Origin of the sequence: Vibrio navarrensis (assembly GCF_000764325.1) — a bacterium.
In the GTDB taxonomy this organism is placed as follows: Bacteria; Pseudomonadota; Gammaproteobacteria; order Enterobacterales; family Vibrionaceae; genus Vibrio; species Vibrio navarrensis.
The window spans coordinates 2,647,807-2,669,233 of the sequence record NZ_JMCG01000001.1 but is presented as its reverse complement, the minus strand read 5'-3'; the positions used below and the strand labels follow the sequence as shown (position 1 = coordinate 2,669,233).

The 21,427-nt window shown below is 47.1% G+C and carries 19 protein-coding genes; 13 read left to right on the top strand and 6 right to left on the bottom strand.

Translation table 11 applies throughout. The features are described 5' to 3' along the window. Positions 1–99: 99 nt before the first annotated feature. The 3 genes from EA26_RS11820 to EA26_RS11810 all read right to left on the bottom strand — a co-directional run bounded on the left by EA26_RS11820 (position 100) and on the right by EA26_RS11810 (position 2,783). Entirely contained in the window at positions 100–1,095 is a 996-nt protein-coding gene (locus EA26_RS11820; protein WP_039427695.1) for a succinylglutamate desuccinylase/aspartoacylase family protein, read from the bottom strand. A 109-nt stretch (positions 1,096–1,204) separates the two neighbouring features. Beyond that, entirely contained in the window at positions 1,205–2,224 is a 1,020-nt protein-coding gene (gene ltaE, locus EA26_RS11815; RefSeq protein ID WP_226978360.1) for a low-specificity L-threonine aldolase, read from the bottom strand. Between the two features lie 43 nt (positions 2,225–2,267). Continuing rightward, positions 2,268–2,783 (bottom strand): NUDIX hydrolase, encoded by a 516-nt coding sequence (locus EA26_RS11810; RefSeq protein ID WP_039427694.1) that lies wholly within the window; start codon positions 2,781–2,783, stop codon positions 2,268–2,270. A 277-nt stretch (positions 2,784–3,060) separates the two neighbouring features. Between EA26_RS11810 and EA26_RS11805 the strand changes: the two genes are divergently transcribed. The 4 genes from EA26_RS11805 (at position 3,061) to EA26_RS11790 (ending at position 7,114) form a co-directional block, all read left to right on the top strand. Continuing rightward, positions 3,061–4,728 carry an ATPase RavA domain-containing protein gene (locus tag EA26_RS11805; protein ID WP_039427693.1) on the top strand — a complete coding sequence of 556 codons (1,668 nt, stop codon included), beginning with the start codon at positions 3,061–3,063 and terminating at the stop codon, positions 4,726–4,728. 9 nt (positions 4,729–4,737) lie between these two features. Next, positions 4,738–6,183 (top strand): ATPase RavA stimulator ViaA, encoded by a 1,446-nt coding sequence (gene viaA / locus EA26_RS11800; RefSeq protein WP_039427692.1) that lies wholly within the window; start codon positions 4,738–4,740, stop codon positions 6,181–6,183. Positions 6,184–6,314: 131 nt separating this feature from the next. Next, positions 6,315–6,659 carry an MmcQ/YjbR family DNA-binding protein gene (locus EA26_RS11795; RefSeq protein WP_045572140.1) on the top strand — a complete coding sequence of 115 codons (345 nt, stop codon included), beginning with the start codon at positions 6,315–6,317 and terminating at the stop codon, positions 6,657–6,659. Between the two features lie 20 nt (positions 6,660–6,679). Further along, entirely contained in the window at positions 6,680–7,114 is a 435-nt protein-coding gene (locus EA26_RS11790; RefSeq protein WP_039427690.1) for an Mpo1 family 2-hydroxy fatty acid dioxygenase, read from the top strand. A gap of 7 nt (positions 7,115–7,121) precedes the next feature. Here EA26_RS11790 and EA26_RS11785 read toward each other — a convergent pair whose 3' ends face one another. After that, positions 7,122–7,742 (bottom strand): LysE family translocator, encoded by a 621-nt coding sequence (locus EA26_RS11785; protein ID WP_039427689.1) that lies wholly within the window; start codon positions 7,740–7,742, stop codon positions 7,122–7,124. Between the two features lie 278 nt (positions 7,743–8,020). Between EA26_RS11785 and rbsD the strand changes: the two genes are divergently transcribed. The 7 genes from rbsD (at position 8,021) to EA26_RS11745 (ending at position 15,803) form a co-directional block, all read left to right on the top strand. After that, positions 8,021–8,440 (top strand): D-ribose pyranase, encoded by a 420-nt coding sequence (rbsD, locus tag EA26_RS11780; RefSeq protein WP_039427687.1) that lies wholly within the window; start codon positions 8,021–8,023, stop codon positions 8,438–8,440. Between the two features lie 24 nt (positions 8,441–8,464). Further along, entirely contained in the window at positions 8,465–9,970 is a 1,506-nt protein-coding gene (rbsA, locus tag EA26_RS11775; RefSeq protein WP_039427685.1) for a ribose ABC transporter ATP-binding protein RbsA, read from the top strand. Then, positions 9,967–10,950 (top strand): ribose ABC transporter permease, encoded by a 984-nt coding sequence (gene rbsC, locus EA26_RS11770; RefSeq protein ID WP_039427682.1) that lies wholly within the window; start codon positions 9,967–9,969, stop codon positions 10,948–10,950. The genes rbsA and rbsC overlap by 4 nt, the downstream gene beginning before the upstream one ends. Positions 10,951–11,004: 54 nt before the next feature. Continuing rightward, positions 11,005–11,883: a ribose ABC transporter substrate-binding protein RbsB gene (gene rbsB, locus EA26_RS11765; protein WP_039427680.1), complete on the top strand. Its 879-nt coding sequence runs from the start codon at positions 11,005–11,007 to the stop codon at positions 11,881–11,883. 149 nt (positions 11,884–12,032) lie between these two features. Then, on the top strand, positions 12,033–12,953 hold the full coding sequence (gene rbsK, locus EA26_RS11760; RefSeq protein ID WP_039427678.1) for a ribokinase: 921 nt from the start codon (positions 12,033–12,035) through the stop codon (positions 12,951–12,953). A gap of 21 nt (positions 12,954–12,974) precedes the next feature. After that, positions 12,975–13,985 carry a substrate-binding domain-containing protein gene (locus EA26_RS11755; RefSeq protein WP_039427677.1) on the top strand — a complete coding sequence of 337 codons (1,011 nt, stop codon included), beginning with the start codon at positions 12,975–12,977 and terminating at the stop codon, positions 13,983–13,985. Between the two features lie 840 nt (positions 13,986–14,825). Next, on the top strand, positions 14,826–15,803 hold the full coding sequence (locus EA26_RS11745; RefSeq protein WP_039429056.1) for a chemotaxis protein: 978 nt from the start codon (positions 14,826–14,828) through the stop codon (positions 15,801–15,803). Between the two features lie 60 nt (positions 15,804–15,863). On the opposite strand, the gene EA26_RS11740 is transcribed toward EA26_RS11745, so the two are convergent. Further along, complete coding sequence (locus EA26_RS11740) at positions 15,864–17,000, bottom strand: fatty acid desaturase (protein ID WP_039427674.1); 1,137 nt, start codon at positions 16,998–17,000, stop codon at positions 15,864–15,866. A gap of 154 nt (positions 17,001–17,154) precedes the next feature. On the opposite strand from EA26_RS11740, the gene EA26_RS11735 reads away from it, so the two are divergent. Both EA26_RS11735 and EA26_RS11730 read left to right on the top strand, forming a co-directional pair. Continuing rightward, entirely contained in the window at positions 17,155–17,703 is a 549-nt protein-coding gene (locus EA26_RS11735; protein WP_039427671.1) for a GNAT family N-acetyltransferase, read from the top strand. Positions 17,704–17,964: 261 nt separating this feature from the next. Further along, on the top strand, positions 17,965–20,010 hold the full coding sequence (locus EA26_RS11730; protein WP_039427670.1) for a hybrid sensor histidine kinase/response regulator: 2,046 nt from the start codon (positions 17,965–17,967) through the stop codon (positions 20,008–20,010). Between the two features lie 38 nt (positions 20,011–20,048). Here the strand turns inward: EA26_RS11730 and cqsA are convergent, their stop codons facing one another. After that, positions 20,049–21,227 carry an alpha-hydroxyketone-type quorum-sensing autoinducer synthase gene (cqsA, locus tag EA26_RS11725; protein WP_039427668.1) on the bottom strand — a complete coding sequence of 393 codons (1,179 nt, stop codon included), beginning with the start codon at positions 21,225–21,227 and terminating at the stop codon, positions 20,049–20,051. Positions 21,228–21,427 lie beyond the last annotated feature (200 nt).

The following is a 21,427-nucleotide window of genomic DNA, read 5'->3' as shown; positions in this document are numbered from 1 at the left end:
ATTGGCTATTCTTAGTTATTGTTTTGACCATACCTTAGCAAAATCAATAAGCTATTTCATCAGTCGCTTCGCCTCTCAAGGTTTGAGAGGCGAGTAGGCTCAGCGAATCAAACGCACTACTAAAGCGCCCGGCGCGCGCATTGGTTCAAGATTGTGGCTTAGAACTGTCGCGGCGACAGGCGCGGTGTAGCGAGCAATTTCTTCCCCAAAGCTGTCGTACTGAAGCGCCAGCAATTGACCCGGGGAAACGTCTTGCAGCAGCTCAACCTGCGGAATGACAAAGCCACCCACCTCGGCGCGCAGTGAGATAATCTCTTTGCCTTGCACGCAAGAAAGCGGCGTTGACGGGGCGCCGTCTTTGATCTGCAAGTGCGTCAGAATGTTATTGATTCCTTCGGCTGTACGTTCAACAAGGTCAGATTGCGTATATCGCCCCATACCCACTTCAACCGTAATGCAGGGGACACCGTGTTGATTCCAGACCGTTTCTAACACGCCCGCATCTCCCGGGTCATCGAGAATGGCGTCTGGGTTTAACCAGCGTGCCATATCAAGCGAAGCTTGCTGGCGAAAATCGGCAAAAACATAAAGAGGATACGCTGCGCCGCTGGTTTGTGTGTGCAGATCAATGGCCAGTTGGGCGTTGGGCTTTAACAGTTTTTGCCACAAGGTATCGAGGTAGCGGCTGGCTTCATTTCCTTTGGCATTGCCGGGAAAGTGACGGTTGAGATTGACGGCCGACGTGTCTGGGTCAGCGGAATGAAAATCGCGGCTGTGATTGAGCAAACCACTTAAGTTGATGGTCGGGACGATAGTCACGACGCCCGCTAAGCTCTGCCCGACCAGATCACGCGCCACTTTTTGCGCGCTGAGTACGCCGTTGTATTCATCGCCATGAACGCCAGCGGTGATGAGCAATTTTTTGCCCGGCTTTTCCCCTTTAAAGACCAGCACAGGCAGATGTTGCCACTGAGATAAAGCGTTACTGGCAACGCGAAACCAGAATTTGTGCTCGCCGCTGGGTAAATCATCGACATCCAAAGCGTCAATCACACGTAGACCTTGGAGAGAATCAGCTAAGAATTGTGTGGCCATTGCAGTGGAGACTCCAAATGACGGTTAAACAAAATACTCTGAGTAAAATGGGCAGAGCATCGTCAGTGACGCGCTCGGCCAAAAAAATCACAACGCTCTGCTATGAAAATCATAAATGGGAGCGTAATACGCTGAGCAACCGATCGATGTCTTCGCGACGGATGTCCTTATGAGTGACAAAGCGGATTGGATTTCCCGGGGACACGATGATCTGCTCTTGCTTTAGCTTTTGCGCTATGGTTGCGATATCGACGCCATCATCGAGTTTGGCAAACACAATATTGGTTTGCACCCATTGCGGATTGACATCGAACCCGGGCAGTGTTGCAAGCCCGTGTGCCAGCGCTTTTGCGTTGTCGTGGTCCGTTTTAAGTTGGCTCACTTGCTCGGTCAGTGCCAATTTACCTGCGGCGGCTAAAATGCCCGCTTGGCGCATACCGCCGCCAACCATTTTGCGCAAACGACGTGCCTTAGTGATGTACTCTTTGCTTCCCAAAAGCAAAGAACCGACAGGCGCAGCGAGCCCTTTAGACAGGCAGATGGTCATGGAATCGAAATACTGAGCGATTTCACGCACTGGAACATCCAGCGCTACGGCGGCATTGTAAACCCGCGCACCATCAAGATGCATTTTCAGCCCATGTTTGTTGGTAAAAGCGCGCGCTTGTTGAAGATAGCTTAGTGGTAACACTTTACCGTTGATGGTGTTTTCTAAGCTAAGCAGCTTGGTACGGGCGAAATGGCTGTCATCGGGCTTAATCGCAGCGGCGAGTTTATCAAAAGGCAATGTGCCATCTGGATTGTTCTCAATCGGCTGCGGCTGAATTGAGCCTAATACTGCCGCGCCGCCCGCTTCGTAGCGATAGTTGTGCGCTTGTTGGCCGCACAGGTATTCATCCCCCCGTTCACAGTGAGACATCAAGCCGAGTAAGTTTGCCTGAGTGCCCGAAGTGGTGAAAAGCGCAGCTTCAAAACCCGTTTCGCTCGCGGCAAACGCTTCTAACTCGTTGACAGTTGGATCATCGCCGTAGACATCATCGCCAACCACCGCGTTGGCCATGGCCTCACGCATCGCCGGGGTAGGCTGAGTGACGGTATCGGAGCGAAAATCAATTTTATTACTAGCCATCATTTCTCCTGACTTTACTATTTTATTGGTGGCTTTTTTCTCTTTAGAGATAACCACACAGTTTGGCTTTACTCAAACAAGCAATGGTTTTGCCATCACTGATGCTGCCTTCAATAATTTTCTCTTCTAATTGCGAGACTGGCATAGTGACGACTTGAATCACTTCATCGTCATCACATTGATAGCGATTGGTTAGGCGCAGCTGCTTTGCCACGTACAGATATTGGATCTCATCGCAAAATCCAGCCAGCGGCGTGACTTGACCCAGTGAGTAAAAGCACTCTGCACTGTAACCTGTTTCTTCCTCTAACTCTCGTTGAGCACAGGTGAGTGGATCTTCATTGGCCTCTTTGGTGCCCGCCGGAAGTTCCAACAGCCATTTTTTTAACGAAGGGCGATACTGATTGATCAGCACAATTTCGCCTGACGCCGTGACGGGTAAAATAACCGCTGCGCCGGGATGTTGGATGGTGGTATGACAGACAGATTTGCCGTTAGGTAGGGCAACATTTTCTTCAACTAGGGCGATGTTTTTCCATTTATGTATGATTTTTCTCATGTCAAAACGACTTTCCTAGTTAACAGATTTGTAAAAAACTCAGCAGACAAGATACGCACTAACCAAGTCAAACGAAAGAAATAATTGGGCAAACGCTGCTTTATCGATTGCGCAATCAGTGATTTGCGCCCCATAAATGCAATCTTTGTTTACCCGTTGTCAAGCGAAAGCGACTTCTGCTATAAGGGCTTCTCCGCACAAAATACACTTGTAACAAAGTGATAACAAATGTATAAAAGTACGTGTAATCGAATCGATCTGAATCAGGAGTAACGTAATGATTCGCCCCTCTTTTGCGTCAAACGCAGACAAAGCGTTACTTTCCGAAAGAATTAACAAACTCTCTTTAGCGCTGGCCGATGGCGTCTATGAACGTGAATACACCATCAAACTCTGTTTGTTGGCCGCTTTGGCTGGTGAAAGCGTGTTTCTTCTTGGCCCTCCGGGTATTGCTAAGAGCTTGATTGCAAAGCGCCTTATCCAAGCATTTGACAACAGCAGCTATTTTGAATACCTGATGACGCGTTTTTCCACGCCAGAAGAAGTGTTTGGTCCGCTGAGCATTCAAGAACTGAAAGACAATGGCCGTTATGTGCGCTTAACTCAAGGCTATCTGCCGACGGCGCAAGTGGTGTTTTTGGATGAAATCTGGAAAGCAGGGCCAGCGATTCTCAACACGCTTCTTACCGTCGTCAATGAAAAGACCTTTAAAAATGGCAGCGATATCGAGCGTGTACCGATGCGTCTGCTGATTTCTGCGTCTAACGAATTACCGGATGAGGACAGTGGCCTAGAAGCCTTGTACGACCGTATGTTGGTGCGTGTCTTCGTCAATCGAATCCAGAACAAGCAAAATTTCAAATCGATGCTGACGGTCGGTACGCCAGAAGAGGCGCGCATTCCTGAGGGTTTGGCGATCACCGATGAAGAATATCATTACTGGCAGCAGGCGCTCGAGTCACTCAAACTCAACGATAAAGTGTTTGAAAAGCTCTATCAGCTCAAATCGATGCTGGAAGAGAAAGTGGAATCTCAAGGCTACGATGCGGCTGACATGGATCTCTATGTCTCTGACCGTCGTTGGAAAAAGGCGGTGCGCCTTCTCAAAGCGAGTGCCTTTTTCAATGGTCGTGACGAGATCAATCCGCTGGATCTGCTGTTACTGCAAGACTGCTTGTGGAACAGTCCTGACTCTCGTGACGTGGTCACTTCTGTTATCCAGGAATTTGCCCTTAACTATGCGTTTGACCAAAAGAACGTACAGCACCAAATCGACCATTGTCGCGAAGAGCTGGCGGATATTCAGCAGGAGCTGGAAGAGCAGTACGGTATTGTATTGTCGATGGAATCCTCGGCGGGTCTTTTGCGTAAAGGGAAAGAAGTACACCATTTTGATACTTCAGAAGCGCGCCTTTACAGCGTTGGGCCAACGCGCAATTTGGTCAAACTGGTGCTACTACAAAGCAACATGTCAGTCTCTGAATCTGAACGAGGCGATAGTCGCTGGGTGTATGTGCAAAAAGATGAGTTGGATCGCTTGATCAAAGAAGGTCATGGCGACCTCTATGGTTTTGTTAATCAAAATACCAATTTGTGTCGCCTTAAGTTCGACCTTGATGCCTCGAACAACTTAGTCGTACGTGATATTGCCAACCGCGCGGTGCTGGTCAGTTTGGTGACGAAAGAGGGGCTTAACCAAGAACACTACCAAAAATGGGTAGAAAAATGTGACAACGCTTTTAGCAAACTCACGGAGGCTGAACACCACTTACGTAAAGCGCGCAGCGATTTTCATGGTGCCTTGCCGCACAACTTCATTGATCCGGAACTGCCTCGTTTAATGGAAGCAACGCTGCAACAGGTAAATCACACGCTGGAAACCACCAAGAGCGAGAGTGAGAAAACCATGTTCCGCATTAAGCATCTCAACGAGTACTTTTCGTAAGGAGCCGCCATGCTGGGAGCCGATAGCCTTAACCTCGCGTTAATGATTGCAGACTCAGGCATTGTTGAGTCTGCGGTGAATGATTTAATGGCCCGTTCGCAACTCATGGTGATGGCGGAAAACCAAGGTGTCAAATCCTCGGTAAAAAACCATCTGCTTAAATGGCGCGGTAGCGTCAAGCGTCGTATTACCAAAGTGTGCGAAACGGAGCGCTTCCAGCAAGAGTTGTCGCTCTATCAAAGCGTCATTCATCTCAGTGAACGTGAGTTTTTCGAGCAGATCGATGAGGTCGTGAAAAAACTGGAGTGGCATTCCGCGTTTTATATGCAGGCGCGTAGGCTGCTGGAAAAAAACAAAGGGGTGTTTAACCCTATGTTTCCACACTACTTCTGTGATCAGTGGTATCAGAGTTTAAGCGACGCGGTCAAACAAGCGCAGCTTACTGAGCTGGAAGCGAACAAAGAGAAAATGCTCGCCGACATGTATCAGCGCATGGAAACCATGAAAAGCATGGACAAAGTGACCGACGGTGGAGATGAAGGTAGTGTGGGTCGCTTGTGGGATATGGCGGCAGCTAAGCTGAGCAAAACGGACGTTTCCGTGATGAAACGTTACGCTGAATTTCTTAAAAAGAACAAAGGTTTGCAAGAGATAGCCGAGCAGCTTGGCCGCATGGCGAATGAGGTGGATGATCCGGAGCTCTACCGCACACCAGCGGAAGAGCTGCAGATGGTGGAAGAAAAAAGTGATGAAGCCACCGATGACATTGTCGGCATTCACGAGAGTGATGATCTCAATAAACTGCTGCCGAATGAAACCATGTTTCTCGCCTATCCGGAGCTGGAAGTGGTGTTTTACAAGCATTTGGCCGATAAACGTTTAATGAACTATCGAGTCAAAGGCAAATCGCGCACCCTGCGTAAAGTAAAAGCGCATAAACCAGATAATCAGCAAGTTGAAATCGAAAAAGGGCCGTTTGTCATTTGTGTAGACGCATCGGGTTCGATGAGTGGTTTTCCAGAACAAAGCGCAAAAGCGATGGCGTATGCGCTGATGCAGATTGCATTGGCAGAAGAGCGCGACTGTTATGTGATCTTATTCTCCACCGAGCAGATCACCTATGAGCTGACTCGCCAAGATGGCTTGCGTGAGGCGGCGGACTTCCTCACTTATACCTTTCATGGCGGCACCGCGTTTGAGCCCGTGTTGCTTAAATCGATTGAGCTGATGAGCGGTGAAAAGTATCGTAACGCGGATCTGGTGGTGCTGTCTGATTTTATCGCACCGAGACAGTCGGAAGAGATGTTGGCGAAGGTCGAGCAGCTTAAGTTGCAACAAAACCGTTTTCACGCGGTAAGCTTGTCCAAATATGGCAACCCTGAGTTGATGTCGATGTTTGACCACTGCTGGAGTTACCACCCAAGTTTGGTCGGCCGCCTAATGAAAAAATGGTAACGAGAAAAACCAAAAGAGCCGTGAGTGCTCTTTTTTTATGTGCGGCTTCACAACACGCTATTTCTAATGCTTAACTTATCATTAATCAGTGGCATCTTATGATGCAACGGATTCCCTTGGTGGAGAGAGTGATGACGATCAACGAGTTACAGCAATACCTAGACACCTTCAACTGTGCGCAAAGTGATTTCCCTTTTGGTCCGGACGCTCTGGTTTATAAGGTCAAAGAGAAAATGTTTGCTATTTTGGCCACGCGCGAGGGAAAAGAGTACGTCACGCTCAAAGCCAAACCTGAAGATGGCGAAGTGCTTTGTGCACAATTTAGCGCCATCACACCGGGTTACCATACGAATAAGCGCCACTGGATCACGGTCTATTTTGCTGGTGACGTCGAGGATGGCTTGATCGAAGATTTGTGTCAGCGCTCTTACGACTTAGTGGTGGCCAAACTGCCCAAATCACAGCGGCCACTTTAGTACAATCAGGAAGGGAAGCGATGCGTACATTGACTCAGTGGCTTGACGCTTACGGGCAAAGCCATCAACACCCGATCAATCAGCGTATCCATACCATCGCAGTGCCGGGGATTTTTTTCTCTGTGGTGGCGCTGATCTGGTCCATTCCCCCCATTACTTTGTCTGGCATGACACTCAATTGGGTCTGGCTCGCGGCCTTACCGGTGTGGGTATTTTATTTTCGCCTTTCACTGAGCGTCTTCTTGCTGATGCTCGGTTATACCTTGTCTTGCATCGCGCTGGCTTGGAGCTTAGCACTTTTGCAACTGCCTGTTTTTACTATCGCCCTAGCGCTGTTTGTCTGCTTGTGGCTGTTGCAGTTCATCGGCCATAAAATTGAAGGTAAAAAGCCGTCCTTTTTTGAAGACTTGCAGTTTCTCCTCATAGGGCCAATCTGGGTGTTCAGAAAGCGCTAATGGTTCCTTAGCTAAAAAACAACCAGATGCCGACGCCGACCATCAAGCTGCCTGCAATTCGGTTGAGCGTCCGCACATTTTGTGACTTGCCAAGAATGCGTTTTAGCCCCTTACCGCCGGTGGCGTAGAGCGTCATGCAGACAAACTCTGAGATAAGAATAATGCCGACTAACAGCATTAGTTGTGGGGTGAGTGGCGCCGATTGATCGATAAAAGGCGGCAACAGCGAAATCATAAACGCCCAACCTTTGGGGTTCGCAATGGCGGTGATAAAGCCTTGCATCACCAAATTCCAGTTACCACCGACCATGACGGGGCTGCCATCGCCTGATAATGCTAACTTGCCTTTTGAGCGCCACATCTGTACGCCAAGGTAGATCAAATAGAGCGCGCCTAACACCTTGAAACTGACAAACAGCATCGGGTAGTTGAGCATGATAGCCGCAATACCAATCACCGCCGATACCGAAACCAACGCCACTCCGGCGAGCTCACCGATCATCATCCATAAAGTGCGTTTGTAGCCAATACTCATGCCCAAGCTCAGCGCCAGCGTCATGCACATGCCGGGCGTAATCGAGACAAAGAAGAAAGTTGGGATAAAAGCAGAAAGCAATGCAAGGTTCATAGGGCGAAGATTTCCTGAAACAAAACGTGACCAGAAAGAGCATTTGTTAACAATTTGCTCGACATAGAATACTGCTTTCGTGAATTTTGTCGAAATTTATTTGTGATCGATTGCGCTGTTTTTTTACCACGAGCTGGTCTTTGCAAGATCGCTATCACAGATTGAACGGGGAGTAATAGCAAATTATACCGCGCGATATACTATCTCATCGAAACGTTTCGATGATGATTTTCCGACGAGGATGACTCGGATTTTTCCAACGTACCGAGAGACGCACAATGAAAAAAAGTACCCTGATAAACTCTGACCTCTCTTATCTGGTGGCCACTTTGGGACACACCGATGAGATCACCATTTGTGATGCGGGTTTACCCATTCCCGATCAAGTGACGCGCATTGATTTGGCGCTGACCCATGGCGTCCCCAGTTTTATAGAAACGGTTGGCGTTTTCTTGTCAGAATCGCAGATTGAAGGGGTGGTGATGGCGGAGGAATTTGCCCAAGTTAGCCCAGAGCTTCATCAGGCGCTGCTCGTTCAATTGCAGCAAGAGCAAGAACGCACTGGCAAGAGCATCGCCACTTCCTATGTGTCTCATCAAGAGTTTAAGCAACGTACTCAGCAAAGCAAAGCGGTGGTGAGAACAGGTGAATGTACGCCTTATGCCAACGTTATTTTTCAGGCCGGTGTGGTTTTTTAGGCGGCGAGAACGTGAGGGAAAAGTATGAGCGAGACGATACTGCAGCTGAACAACATTGAGAAAGCATTTCCGGGTGTCAAAGCGTTGGATAAAGCGTCACTCAATGTCTATCCCGGCCGAGTGATGGCGCTGATGGGGGAAAATGGCGCGGGCAAGTCCACCTTAATGAAAGTGCTGACGGGGATTTACCACAAAGACGCTGGCAGCATCGTCTATCAAGGCCGTGAAACCACATTTAAAGGTCCGCGAGATTCCCAGCAAGCGGGTATCAGCATTATTCACCAAGAATTGAATCTGATCCCGCAATTGACTATCGCGGAAAACATCTTTCTTGGCCGTGAAATAACCACCAAATTTGGTCGCATTGACTGGGCCAAAATGTACCAGATGGCGGATAAATTACTGACCCGCTTGAAAGTGAAGCACAGCGCGAAAACGCTACTCGGTGAACTGAGTTTGGGCGAGCAGCAGATGGTGGAAATCGCCAAAGCGCTCTCGTTTGAGTCGCGTGTCATCATCATGGATGAGCCAACCGACGCTTTGACGGACACGGAAACGCAAGCCTTGTTTGGCGTGATCAACGAACTGCGCGATCAAGGCTGTGGCATCGTCTATATCTCTCACCGTCTCAAAGAGATCTTCGAGATCTGCGACGACATTACCGTGCTGCGCGACGGAAAATTCATTGCTCAATGTGCTGTAGCGGAGACGGATGAAGAGGGGCTGATCGAGATGATGGTTGGCCGCAAGCTAGAAGAGCAGTACCCACGCATTGACGTCAAGCATGGCGAGACCTGTTTGCAAGTGGCGGGACTCACTGGATCTGGTGTGCATGATGTCAGCTTTAGCCTAAAACGTGGCGAGATCCTCGGCATTTCCGGTTTGATGGGCGCAGGGCGCACCGAACTGATGAAGGTGATTTACGGTGCGCTACCGAGTGAGCGCGGAGTGATAAACCTTGACCAGAAAACCATTAATCCGGTGAGCCCGCAAGATGGCTTAGCCAACGGCATCGCCTACATTTCCGAGGATCGCAAAGGCGATGGCTTGGTATTAGGGCTGTCGGTGAAAGAGAATATGACACTCTGCGCGCTGGATAAACTGAGCAAAGGGATGCAAATCCAGCATGGCGATGAAATGACAGCGGTGGATGACTTTATCCAGCTGTTCAATATCAAAACGCCAAGCCGCGAACAAATTATTGGCAATTTATCGGGTGGTAACCAGCAAAAAGTGGCGATTGCCAAAGGGCTGATGACGCGGCCTAAAGTGCTGATCCTCGATGAGCCGACACGTGGTGTAGATGTCGGGGCAAAAAAAGAGATTTATCAATTAATCAATAAGTTTAAAGCCGAGGGGATGAGCATCATTTTGGTGTCGTCGGAAATGCCTGAGGTGCTTGGTATGAGTGATCGCATCTTAGTCATGCACGAAGGGCGCATCACCGGAGAATTTGATGCAAAAGACGCGAATCAGGAAAAGCTGATGGCGTGTGCAGTCGGTAAAACGCTATCTGAGGAAGCAGCATGAACAGTAAAACCATGAGTAAGCCGAGCAATACAGGCGGCAAAAAACTGCTGAGTAAAGAGTGGTTGATTGAACAGAAATCACTGATTGCATTGCTATTTTTGATCGTTGTTGTCTCATTTTTGAATCCAAACTTTTTCACCCTCGACAACATTTTGAACATTCTGCGCCAGACATCCGTTAACGCGATTATTGCGGTGGGCATGACGCTGGTGATTCTCACCGCTGGGATCGATTTGAGTGTCGGCTCGGTGTTGGCGTTGTGTGGCGCTTTTGCGGCCAGTTTGGTCGCAATGGAAGTACCGGTGCTTATTGCTGTCCCCACCGCCTTGGTTGCTGGTGCTGCGTTGGGCGCGATCAGCGGCATCATCATCGCCAAAGGCAAAGTACAGGCATTTATCGCCACGCTGGTAACCATGACGCTGCTGCGCGGTGTGACTATGGTTTATACCGATGGTCGTCCCATTTCAACCGGCTTTAGTGATTCTTCTGATGCGTTTGCTTGGTTCGGTACCGGCTATGCGCTAGGCATTCCGGTGCCAGTCTGGTTAATGGTGGTGGTGTTTGCCGCGGCTTGGTATCTGCTCAATCACACCCGTTTTGGTCGCTATGTCTACGCCTTGGGGGGCAATGAATCGGCAACTCGCCTCTCTGGTATCAATGTTGATCGCGTCAAGATTGGTGTGTACGCCATCTGTGGTCTGTTGGCGGCGCTGGCTGGCATCATCGTCACATCGCGTCTCTCGTCCGCACAGCCCACTGCTGGTATGGGGTACGAGTTGGATGCGATTGCGGCCGTGGTGCTCGGCGGAACCAGCTTAATGGGCGGCAAAGGGCGCATCATGGGCACCTTGATTGGCGCATTGATCATCGGATTCTTGAATAACGCACTGAATCTATTGGATGTTTCCTCTTACTACCAGATGATTGCAAAAGCAGCGGTGATTCTGCTAGCCGTCATGGTGGACAACAAGAATAAGTAACCAACGAGCGGAAGGACCATTCTGCTCCCCCTACACAACAATAAGGACAATAACATGAACAAACTGGCCACTTTAATTTCTGCTGCGCTGCTGAGCTCCACGGTTTCTGTTGCTGCACAGGCGCAAGATACGATGGCAATCGTACTTTCAACGCTGAACAATCCGTTCTTTGTCACTATGAAAGACGGCGCAGAAAGTAAAGCGAAAGAACTGGGTTACGATTTGATCGTACTCGATTCGCAAAACGACCCAAGCAAAGAGCTTTCTAATGTGGAAGACCTGACTATTCGTGGTGTGAAAGCTATTTTGATCAACCCGACGGATTCGGATGCCGTCTCTAACGCTATTCGCATGGCTAATCAGGCGAAGATCCCTGTGTTGACACTCGATCGCGGTGCGAGCCGTGGTGAAGTCGTCAGCCACATCGCCTCTGATAACGTGATCGGCGGTGAAATGGCGGGTAGCTACATCATTGAGAAAGTGGGTGAAAAAGCCAAAGTCATTCAGCTTGAAGGCATCGCTGGTACTTCCGCTGCTCGTGAGCGTGGCGAAGGTTTTATGAACGCGGTGAAAGAGAGTGGCATGCAAGTGCTTGCCAGTCAGCCCGCCGATTTTGACCGCACCAAAGGGTTGAACGTAATGGAAAACCTGCTGGCAGCCAATCCTGATGTGCAAGCGGTTTTCGCGCAAAACGATGAGATGGCGCTAGGCGCACTGCGCGCAGTACAAGCATCTGGAAAACAGGTTGTGATCGTCGGCTTTGATGGCACAGAAGACGGTATTGCGGCGGTGAATCGTGGCAAGTTGGCTGCGACTATTGCCCAGCAACCTGATCTGATTGGTGCATTGGGCATCGAAACGGCCGACAAAGTCCTTAAAGGTGGTGAAGTCGAAGAGTACATTCCTGTACCACTCAAAGTCGTGACTAAGTAAGTTTAAACCTCTGGTTCCCGGCATTTGATGGCTCAGGCTGGGAGCCAGATTTTTTAGGCATTTGCCTGACGATGGTTGTGCGTTTTTCTCAAGAGCGCAAACCCATCGGTTACATTCAAAAGTAAGCTCATCAGAGCTGAGGATTCCCTATGAATAAGTTAGTGGTATTAGGCAGTGTTAACGCTGACCATGTCCTTCAAGTGCCTTCTTTTCCACGTCCAGGCGAAACCTTACATGGGCGCAATTATCAAGTGATCCCGGGTGGAAAAGGAGCCAATCAGGCCGTCGCCGCGGCTCGCTTGGGCGCAGATACAGGCTTTATTGCCTGTGTTGGGGATGATGCTTTTGGTATCAATATTCGCGAAAGTTTCAAAATGGATGGCATCAACACTGTCGGCGTGAAAATGCAGCCGAATTGTCCAACGGGCATTGCCATGATCCAAGTGGCCGACAGTGGTGAAAACAGCATTTGTATCTCCGCAGAAGCAAACGCGAAGTTAAGCGCACAAGCGATAGAATCAGATTTGGACAGGATCCGCGCGGCGCGCTTTTTGTTGATGCAACTGGAAACGCCCATTTGTGGCATTGAACGCGCGGCAAGTGTGGCAAAAGCAGCAAAAACCAATGTGATTTTAAACCCAGCGCCCGCCAGAATGTTATCGGATGAACTGCTAGCATGCGTGGCGATGATTACCCCGAATGAAACCGAAGCTGAGCTGCTGACTGGTATCACGGTCACGGATGATGAGAGTGCGCAGCTAGCGGCCAACAAGTTACACGCCAAAGGGGTAGAAATGGTGTTGATTACTCTCGGAGCAAAAGGTGTTTGGCTGAGCGAAAATGGTCGAGGCCAGCTGATTGCGGGGTTCAAAGTGGATGCTGTTGACACAACCGCAGCCGGAGATACTTTTAATGGGGCCTTGGTCACTGGTTTATTGGAAGATATGCCATTAGAATCAGCCATCAAATTTGCTCACGCTGCGGCGGCCATTTCCGTCACCCGTTTTGGTGCGCAAACTTCCATCCCAACCCGTAAAGAAGTTGACGCCTTTCTCGCAGAGCACCTCTAGCCGTATATCAAGGAGAACGACATGGCAACCATGAAAGATATCGCCCGACTTGCCGGGGTTTCTACCTCAACGGTTAGCCATGTTATTAACAAAACCCGATTTGTCAGCGAAGAGATTGCTGAGCGAGTCAATAACGCCGCCAAAGAGCTCCACTATTTCGCGCCCTCAGCACTCGCTCGTAGCCTAAAAGTCAATCGCACCAACACGCTTGGCATGCTTGTAACGACTTCAACTAATCCCTTTTTTGGTGAGGTGGTTAAGGGAGTAGAGCGCAGCTGTTTCCTCCAAGGTTACAACTTGATTCTTTGCAACACTGAAGGCGATAACGAGCGCATGAAGTCTTCTATTAATACGCTATTACAAAAGCGAGTCGATGGATTGATCTTGATGTGCTCCTCGCTCGAAGGGGAAAGGTTAGATGCGTTTGAACAGTATCCTGACATCCCTGTCGTGGTGATGGACTGGGGCCCCATGCTGTTCCAAAGTGACAAGATTCAAGACAACTCTTTACGTGGCGGCTATTTAGCAGCCAAGCATCTTATTGATTCCGGACACACACAAATAGGCTGCATTACTGGACCACTGATTAAGCATCAAGCACAGATGCGTTATGAAGGCTATAAGCGTGCTCTGAATGAGGCGAGCTTAACCTTCAATGCCAACTGGATCATTGAAGCGGATTTTGAGTGCGAAGGCGGTTATCAAGCGTTCAAAAAAATGCATGCATCAGGCTCATTACCCAGTGCCATTTTCGTCTGCAATGACATGATGGCAATGGGGGTGATTAATGCGGCCAATGAGTTGGGGATCGCGATTCCTCAGTCGCTTTCCATTGTAGGTTATGACGATATCCACATTGCCAAGTTTATGACCCCATCACTGACCACCATCCATCAACCTAAATACCGTTTAGGCAAAGCGGCGGTAGAAACGCTACTGAAGAAGATCAAAAAGCAGACTCAGGAAGTGCAAGTTGTCCAATTGGAACCTACACTGGTTGAGAGAAACAGTGTGCGATCTCGTACTGAATGAGCTGGTGGCAAGCGGAACATATTGAATTTAAAGCTATTCAATAAGTTGTTTGTAATTTAGCTCATTTTTGTTCACTCGCTATTGCTAATCGGTCTATAAATTATTCTTATGTTCATGATATAAAGGACGCTTTATACAAGGGTGAGATGTGTGATTTTTTGCCCAAAAAGCTCAGTAATTAATTGTATCTTTACAAATAGTGTGGTCTTATTGAGCTGTTAGTTATTAATCTAATAAAGAATGAGAAGAGATGATTGGTGCAAAATACGCGGTTTTTTCAGTCAAGCATCCTTGGGTGCATAGACTGAATTTGTTGGTAGTGCTGTTAATATCCTTGGTAAGTGGTTACCAATTGCTAGTCCATGAACAGTTAATTTACAGTGTAGGAGCTTTGATTACCCTATTGTCGATTATCGTTTTTGCGTCGGCTTCCGAGTTTAAGCGCAAGTACGTGCACATCGAATAGCATGCTAAGGTAAATCTCAAAAGAGCGATGGTCCGGTTTCGAGCGTTTTGCTTGGACCGGACTTTGTTATTTTATCTCTCCTTATTTTTGTTACTCGTCAGAATTGCTGCTCATCAAAATGCAGTGCAATCTGTTGCTTTTTGTGTGGTTTAATTGCAAAACTTCTACAAACTCGGCAAACAGTGACTATTATTGATGGTAGAGTGGTGCTTGCCCTGGAAAGCACTGCGCTTACGGCACTTTTAGCGAATTATTTGAACTGCTAGGAAGTTTGCCGATTTACAAATAGGGTCTAAGCAGTTAAAAATAAACTAATAAATAATAAAGACGACGCAATGTTTGCGGCGCTTTCACTACCTGAAGTATGTAAAGACATGAGCCATCCAAGTAGTACAATTTTGACAGAAAGTGGGACCAATGAACTTGAGATCATTGAATTTCACTTAGAGAAAACGTTACCTGACGGCAGGACGAAAACCTGCTACTACGGGATTAACGTCGCTAAGGTGCGTGAAGTGATTCAGGTGCCGGAAACAACGGACTATCCGAATGCCCAGCCTCACATGATTGGCGTTTTCTCCTCGCGAGATGTATTAACTCCGCTGGTGGATCTTGCAGGATGGTTGGGTGTGCCAACCCGCCAAGATATGGCGCGCAAGTTTGTGATCGTAACTGATTTTAACAAGATGACTAACGGCTTTCTGATCGATAGCATCAGCCGTATCCACCGTATTTCATGGAACGACGTCGAATCGCCCAGCCAGTTTTTGGAAGCTGGTGAGCAAGATTGTGTCGTCGCTGTCGTGCGTAAAGATGGCAACCTCATCATGATCTTAGATTTCGAGAAGATCATCGCCGACATCAACCCTGAACTGAGCATGGAAAAATACGATGTTAAGGTGGATCGCTCAGTCGATCTCAACCAGCGTATGGTCTCTAAGCGCAATGCGAAAACGGTCATGGTGGTTGATGACTCAGCGTTTATTCGTTCACTGATCCAAGATACGCTCAGCTCTGCAGGCTACAACATCATTGCTTGTAAAGATGGCGGCGAAGCGTTTGAGAAGTTAATGAGCCTTATCCAAGTAGCGAAAGAGGAAGGATTGCCTGTCAGCGAGTTGATTGATGCGGTGGTAACCGACGTAGAAATGCCTCGTATGGATGGCATGCACTTGGTGAAGCGTCTGCGGGAGACGGCAGAGTACAATTCGATGCCGATTGTCATGTTCTCTTCATTGATGAGTGAAGACAACCGCGCAAAAGCGTTGGCTTTAGGGGCGAATGACACTATCACTAAACCAGAGATTGGCCGGATGGTGGCAATGATGGACAAATACGTCCTGAAGATTTAATGCGGCTTGTCGACAAAACCAGGGCTCCAAACGGAGCCCTGATTCTTTATATACTAAAGGTTATGCGTACGCTTCGACGAATTGATTCCATAAGCGATAACGTTCAGCGAGCTCGGCTTTAAGCTGCTTATAACGAATGGTGAGTAGTGCGTTTTCATACTTTTGCGCCGCATTCTGGCGCTTACTTTCAAGTAACTGTTTCTTCGCTTCGTAATACTCCTTCATGAGCGCGGTTAAGCTATCAAATTCCCTCTGCAATTGGTCATGCAATGAAGCTGCTTCTGCCCGTTGTTCCAACTTCATTTTGGCCTTTTTAAAAATTTGTGCCGCTTTTGCGCTATCGATTTTCAGTTGCGGAGTTACGCGCAGTTTTTTCGTCAATCCAATCCAAGAACAACTTTTGATCAGCCATTTAGTCGGATCGTACTGCCACCAATAGATGCCATTGCGATAATCGTTCTCAAAAATATGGTGGAAGTTATGATAACCCTCGCCGAAGGTGAAGATGGCGAGTATCCCATTATCCCGAGCGCTATTTTTATCGGTAAACGGCTGCGAGCCCCAAATGTGGGCGAGTGAGTTAATGAAAAATGTACTGTGATGACTCAAGACTAAACGCAGTGCGCCAACCACGAGTAACATGCCGACATAGTCTTGATGAAGGGCACCAAGTAACAAAGGAATACCTAAGTTGGTGGCTATGGCTAAAGGCACGTAGTAGCGATGTTGCCACATCACGATGGGATCTTTTTGTAAATCACGGCAGTTAGTGTAGTCAGAATAACTCTCTTGGTTGTAGTGACGTAGCATCCAGCCAATATGTGAAAACCAGAATCCGCGTGATGCAGAGTAGGGATCTTTCTCGAAATCATCGACATGACGATGATGGCGTCGGTGATCGGATGACCAATGTAAAATGCTGTTTTGCAGCGAAAAGGCGCCACCTATGGCGAAAAATACTCGAAGCAGCGAATGTGCTTCATAAGTCTTATGACTCCATAGTCGGTGATAGCCTGCAGTAATCGAAAGGTTGGTGAAGCTAAAAGCAACAAAAAACCAAAGTACATGCCAGAGCGTCAGTCCATGCTCCCAGGCATACCAAGGAGTCGCTACCAATGCTAACAAGAGTGAAAAGCTGAAAATAAAGATATTCAACCAGATGAGTGGTGGTTTTTGCGTCTCCACAGGACACCTCATTTTTGAGCTAACAATTGTTCGCTAGATTATCAGCGTACACGTGTAAGTCAAATTAATTGATAAATAATGTGAACGACATGTTTTGCTTTGTTGGTAAGAGGATGTAGTATTAATACTCTATAAAAGGATTTCTAATAGACGGACGGACTGTTAAATGGAATTTAAAACGGCAGAATATGTGGATTATGAAAGGGTCGCTTATCTGCATGCGGATAGCTTAAAGCGACATTACAGCAAGATTCTCAGCAGACGTTACCTGCAAAACGATGTACAAACGGAAAAACTGGCCCTGTGGCAAACTCGTTTGACTAATCCGCCTTTTGGCCAACACGTCATTTTGGCCGAAGAGGGGGGACTTCTGTTGGGTTTTGCTTGTGTTTTTGGCAACCATGACTTCGAACTCGGGACCTTTATCGATTCTCTGCATGTGGATGGTGATTTTCAGCGACGTGGGATCGGTAAGAAATTACTACAAGAAGTTGCTAACTGGCAGCAGCACTATTTTCCAGAACGCGGGCTTTATCTGGAAGTGAATGTCAGCAATCGAGATGCGATCGAGTTTTATCAAAGCATTGGTGGCACACTGACTGAGTGTAGAAAGCGACATGCCTCCGATGGTACCGAGATGATTGAGCAGGTAATCACTTGGCCGTCGGCAGAAAAGCTCTCCGCTGGGTTATTAGCCGCAGTGATTTTTAGCTGAGCGACAAGCTCCCATAAATGATAAATGAACAGGCCGCAATAAACGCGGCCTTTCTTTTTGTTCAATATGTCATTTTGTATAATCAGAAAAATCTTGCACTTAGCTGCGTTTTGCAGCTTTTCTTTGTTTACCATATCTCATAAGGATATATACTAACCAGTAATCGGGGTGATTACCTGAAAAATACCTATAAATAACAAGGCTTATGCAAGATTGCACTAACGCAATCTATGACATTAACCACTATTGGCTAGTAGTGACATGGAATCGATTCGCAAGGTTTATCAATACGCTAACCCTAATTTGACGCTTGTCGGCTGGATGGGGTTTCTCGGCTTTCCGACCTACTACTGGGTTTGGACGCATCTTTTTCCTCAGTCTTACGAGAATCTTCCGCTCAGGCTACTTTGTTCAGCTTTATTCTTGCTGCTGGTTTTGCGAGAGCGCTTACCCATGCCGATCCGCACGCGTATGCCCATCGTCTATTTGATAGTGATAACGACCTGTTTGCCTTTTTTCTTCTTTTTTATGCTGTTGATGAATGAATGGTCGAACGTTTGGGTCATGTCTTTTATGGCGGCGATTTTCTTACACATCCTGTTAGTCCATATGACTAAGGTGATGTTTAGTCAAACATTTATCGGCGTTGGCATGGCGGTGCTTGCGGCGTATGTGTGCAATGACTTCCATCTGGTGATTTCCGTCGACTGGCGTCATGTGCCGATATTTCTCTTTATCTATCTGTTTGGCAACTTATTCTATTTTCGCAATCAAGTTGAACATGAATCACGGATTTCGATCGCCAAAGCGTTTGGTGCCGGAATCGCCCATGAAATGCGCAATCCGTTGAGCGGCTTGGTTGCTTCTATCGATGTGATCCAATCAGTGCTTCCCAACGATAAAGTTGAGAAACGCAGCAGCTACGCGTTAAGTGCCAAAGACGTCGCTTTACTACGAGAAGTGAGTGAAGAAGCAATGAAGATTATCCATTCGGGCAATGAGACGATTGATCTGCTTTTGACTTCGATTGATGAAAATCGTGTCTCTCGCTCAACCTTTAAGCGGCATTCGGCCAATGAGGTAGTAAAAAATGCCATTGAGAGCTTTAGTTATAAAAAAGCCGCAGACAGGCAGTGCATTCGTTACCACGAGGAAGGGCAGTTTGAATTTTTCGGTAGCCACACGTTACTGAAGTACGTCATCTATAACCTTGTTAAAAATGCGTTTAACTATCGCAATCCCGATGTGTTCACCATTGATATTACGATAAGTCGCGATGAAACAGAGAACATGATTACCGTGCGAGACAACGGGCAGGGAATTGCGCCAGCGTCGATGGAACATATTTTCAAGGACTTCTATACCACAGGAAAAAGCGGTAACTATGGTTTAGGATTGCCATTTTGTAAAAAGGTGATGCGATCATTTGGTGGCACTATCGCTTGTCAATCGGAGCAAGGGCACTGGACGGAGTTTACGCTGACGTTTCCGTTGGTGAAATCTAAAGTAGTTGGTGAAATAAAATATGAGCTGATGAAACTCAAGTCGGTCTTTTTTATCAGTGAGCAAGAGCTCTTGTGTAAAAAAATGGTGGAATCAGCCCGCTCAAGTGGTTTCGCTCTCACGATAAAAACGGCCGAGCAAGCGTGCTTAATGGCCGAATATGAATTTGAATATGATCTTATTTTTCTTGATTTGAGTTCGGTCGACTTAAAAAACAGCCAGTTAGATAGGCTAGAATCTTTATTACATTTTACCGAAGCACGCATTGTTTACTTGTATCAGGATGCGATAGTCAATCGCCGCAACCAAAGTACATTACCGCTATTGTGGGTGGAAACGCAATCTTGGTTACTCAATACGGCACAGATTATCGACAGACTCATGTTTGACGCGAACTTTGATGCTTACATGCCCGCTCCGGTCAGAAAATCCGACGATGGCAAGCGGGTGATTATGGTGGTTGACGATAATGATTCGCTGCGCAAGTTCACCTCATTGCTATTGGAGAAACAGGGTTTTGAAGTGATTCAAAGAGAAGATGGTCAGGAAGCGATTCAGGCATTAGATAAACATCATGTTGATCTCATTTTGATGGATATTGAAATGCCGATATTAGATGGTATAGAAGCGTCAATTCAGATCCGTCAGTCAAATCAAAAATATGCCCATGTCCCAATTATTGCTCATACTGGTGACAGCACTCCTGTGACACTGGAGAGAATTAATCAGTCAGGTATGTCTGATTATTTAGTTAAACCCGCCGATAAAAATAAGTTACTAGATAAAATATCGCACTGGATATAAGAAGAGCCCATAGGGCTCTTCTTTATTGAGCGTAATTTCTAGACAAAGGTAAATTGTCCAGATTGATAAGCCGAGCGGCACACTTCTATTGTTTTTTCTATATCTTGTTCGCTAAGTGATGCGTTAATAGAAAATCGGATGATATTCTTATTTTTTCCTGTTGCTGGACGACAAAATACTGAGCCAAAAATACCGTTGTCCTCTAAATAGTCTCGCACATGCTCGGTGTTCCGCTCATCGGCCGTTTCAATGGCGACAATTTGAGATTGGCTGCGAACTTGAAAACCGATCTGCTTGAGCCCTAGACGAAGCTGTCTTGCCAAGCGTCCGACTTGGGCTCTTCTTTCATCACTTCCCCGAACAATTTCCAGTGTTTTCTCTAATCTGTCGATTTCATATGGCAGCAAAGTAGAGCTGAATATCGCCGGGTAGGCAACAAACGGCAGAGTTTGTGAGATGAGCTCGTGGCCAAGAATCGCCCCGGCCCGATAAGCAAACGACTTGGCTAGGCTGACAGTAATAAAGTCAACTTTACTAGTCAGTTCTAGCTCTTTGACTAATCCCGCACCTTGTGGACCGTGCGTTCCCAACGAGTGAGACTCATCGACGATAATGGCGCATCCATATCTTTCTGCGATGTCACACAGCTCCTTGAGCGGTGCGACAGTGCCAATTGTGCTGTAGACAGAATCAACGATGATGATCCCAGCACCGTAGCGTTCAACCTGTTTAATCAGGTGATTGAGGTTGTTATGCATAAAGGGATGGATGGCCGCATCTGCGATACGCGCTCCTTCCCAAAGTGACATATGGGTAAAGAAGTCAATGTAGACAGGGGTTGTGGGGGCACAAATAGTCTGCAAAAGACCAATATTGGCTGCCCAGCCTGATTGCGACAGTAGACAAGATGACATCTCGGTATAGCTGGCGAGCTGCTTTTCAAAATTGGGTTTGCTCTTTTCGCTTTGCAAAAATATAGCCGACATGACAACACTAGCATCGCATTTATTTATTGCATCAGTATGAACCTGTTTGATTTCTGGATGATTGGCAATTGATAAATAATCATTGCTCTGCATGATTATCGAATCACTTTCTGGGCTTTTACCCATGACTAAATGTGTTTTGCTCTTGTTACTATGAATCAGGTCTTCTACCTGAAATAATAATCGATTTGTTATAAATTCAGGTAATTGTTTAGGAAACATGTTATTCATAATTTTATTCTCTATAAAAATACACAGACAAGCGCCAGCTGACGAGTAATTTATCGATCAATATTCAACGAATGTCATTGGAGAATAATTATATTTTTGTGAGAAGTAGCAAATATAGTTGCTGCCTATTTGATACTTTTAATTTTTATCTACCCTTAGGGGGTATAACCTAAATAGAATTCTTAGAGATTGGTTATAAA

Excerpts from the sequence above, each read along its gene's own strand:
- EA26_RS11820 (WP_039427695.1), bottom strand. The coding sequence starts at position 1,095 with ATGGCCACACAATTCTTAGCTGATTCTCTCCAAGGTCTACGTGTGATT.
- ltaE (WP_226978360.1), bottom strand. The coding sequence starts at position 2,224 with ATGGCTAGTAATAAAATTGATTTTCGCTCCGATACCGTCACTCAGCCT.
- EA26_RS11810 (WP_039427694.1), bottom strand. The coding sequence starts at position 2,783 with ATGAGAAAAATCATACATAAATGGAAAAACATCGCCCTAGTTGAAGAA.
- EA26_RS11805 (WP_039427693.1), top strand. The coding sequence starts at position 3,061 with ATGATTCGCCCCTCTTTTGCGTCAAACGCAGACAAAGCGTTACTTTCC.
- viaA (WP_039427692.1), top strand. The coding sequence starts at position 4,738 with ATGCTGGGAGCCGATAGCCTTAACCTCGCGTTAATGATTGCAGACTCA.
- EA26_RS11795 (WP_045572140.1), top strand. The coding sequence starts at position 6,315 with ATGACGATCAACGAGTTACAGCAATACCTAGACACCTTCAACTGTGCG.
- EA26_RS11790 (WP_039427690.1), top strand. The coding sequence starts at position 6,680 with ATGCGTACATTGACTCAGTGGCTTGACGCTTACGGGCAAAGCCATCAA.
- EA26_RS11785 (WP_039427689.1), bottom strand. The coding sequence starts at position 7,742 with ATGAACCTTGCATTGCTTTCTGCTTTTATCCCAACTTTCTTCTTTGTC.
- rbsD (WP_039427687.1), top strand. The coding sequence starts at position 8,021 with ATGAAAAAAAGTACCCTGATAAACTCTGACCTCTCTTATCTGGTGGCC.
- rbsA (WP_039427685.1), top strand. The coding sequence starts at position 8,465 with ATGAGCGAGACGATACTGCAGCTGAACAACATTGAGAAAGCATTTCCG.
- rbsC (WP_039427682.1), top strand. The coding sequence starts at position 9,967 with ATGAACAGTAAAACCATGAGTAAGCCGAGCAATACAGGCGGCAAAAAA.
- rbsB (WP_039427680.1), top strand. The coding sequence starts at position 11,005 with ATGAACAAACTGGCCACTTTAATTTCTGCTGCGCTGCTGAGCTCCACG.
- rbsK (WP_039427678.1), top strand. The coding sequence starts at position 12,033 with ATGAATAAGTTAGTGGTATTAGGCAGTGTTAACGCTGACCATGTCCTT.
- EA26_RS11755 (WP_039427677.1), top strand. The coding sequence starts at position 12,975 with ATGGCAACCATGAAAGATATCGCCCGACTTGCCGGGGTTTCTACCTCA.
- EA26_RS11745 (WP_039429056.1), top strand. The coding sequence starts at position 14,826 with ATGAGCCATCCAAGTAGTACAATTTTGACAGAAAGTGGGACCAATGAA.
- EA26_RS11740 (WP_039427674.1), bottom strand. The coding sequence starts at position 17,000 with ATGAGGTGTCCTGTGGAGACGCAAAAACCACCACTCATCTGGTTGAAT.
- EA26_RS11735 (WP_039427671.1), top strand. The coding sequence starts at position 17,155 with ATGGAATTTAAAACGGCAGAATATGTGGATTATGAAAGGGTCGCTTAT.
- EA26_RS11730 (WP_039427670.1), top strand. The coding sequence starts at position 17,965 with ATGGAATCGATTCGCAAGGTTTATCAATACGCTAACCCTAATTTGACG.
- cqsA (WP_039427668.1), bottom strand. The coding sequence starts at position 21,227 with ATGAATAACATGTTTCCTAAACAATTACCTGAATTTATAACAAATCGA.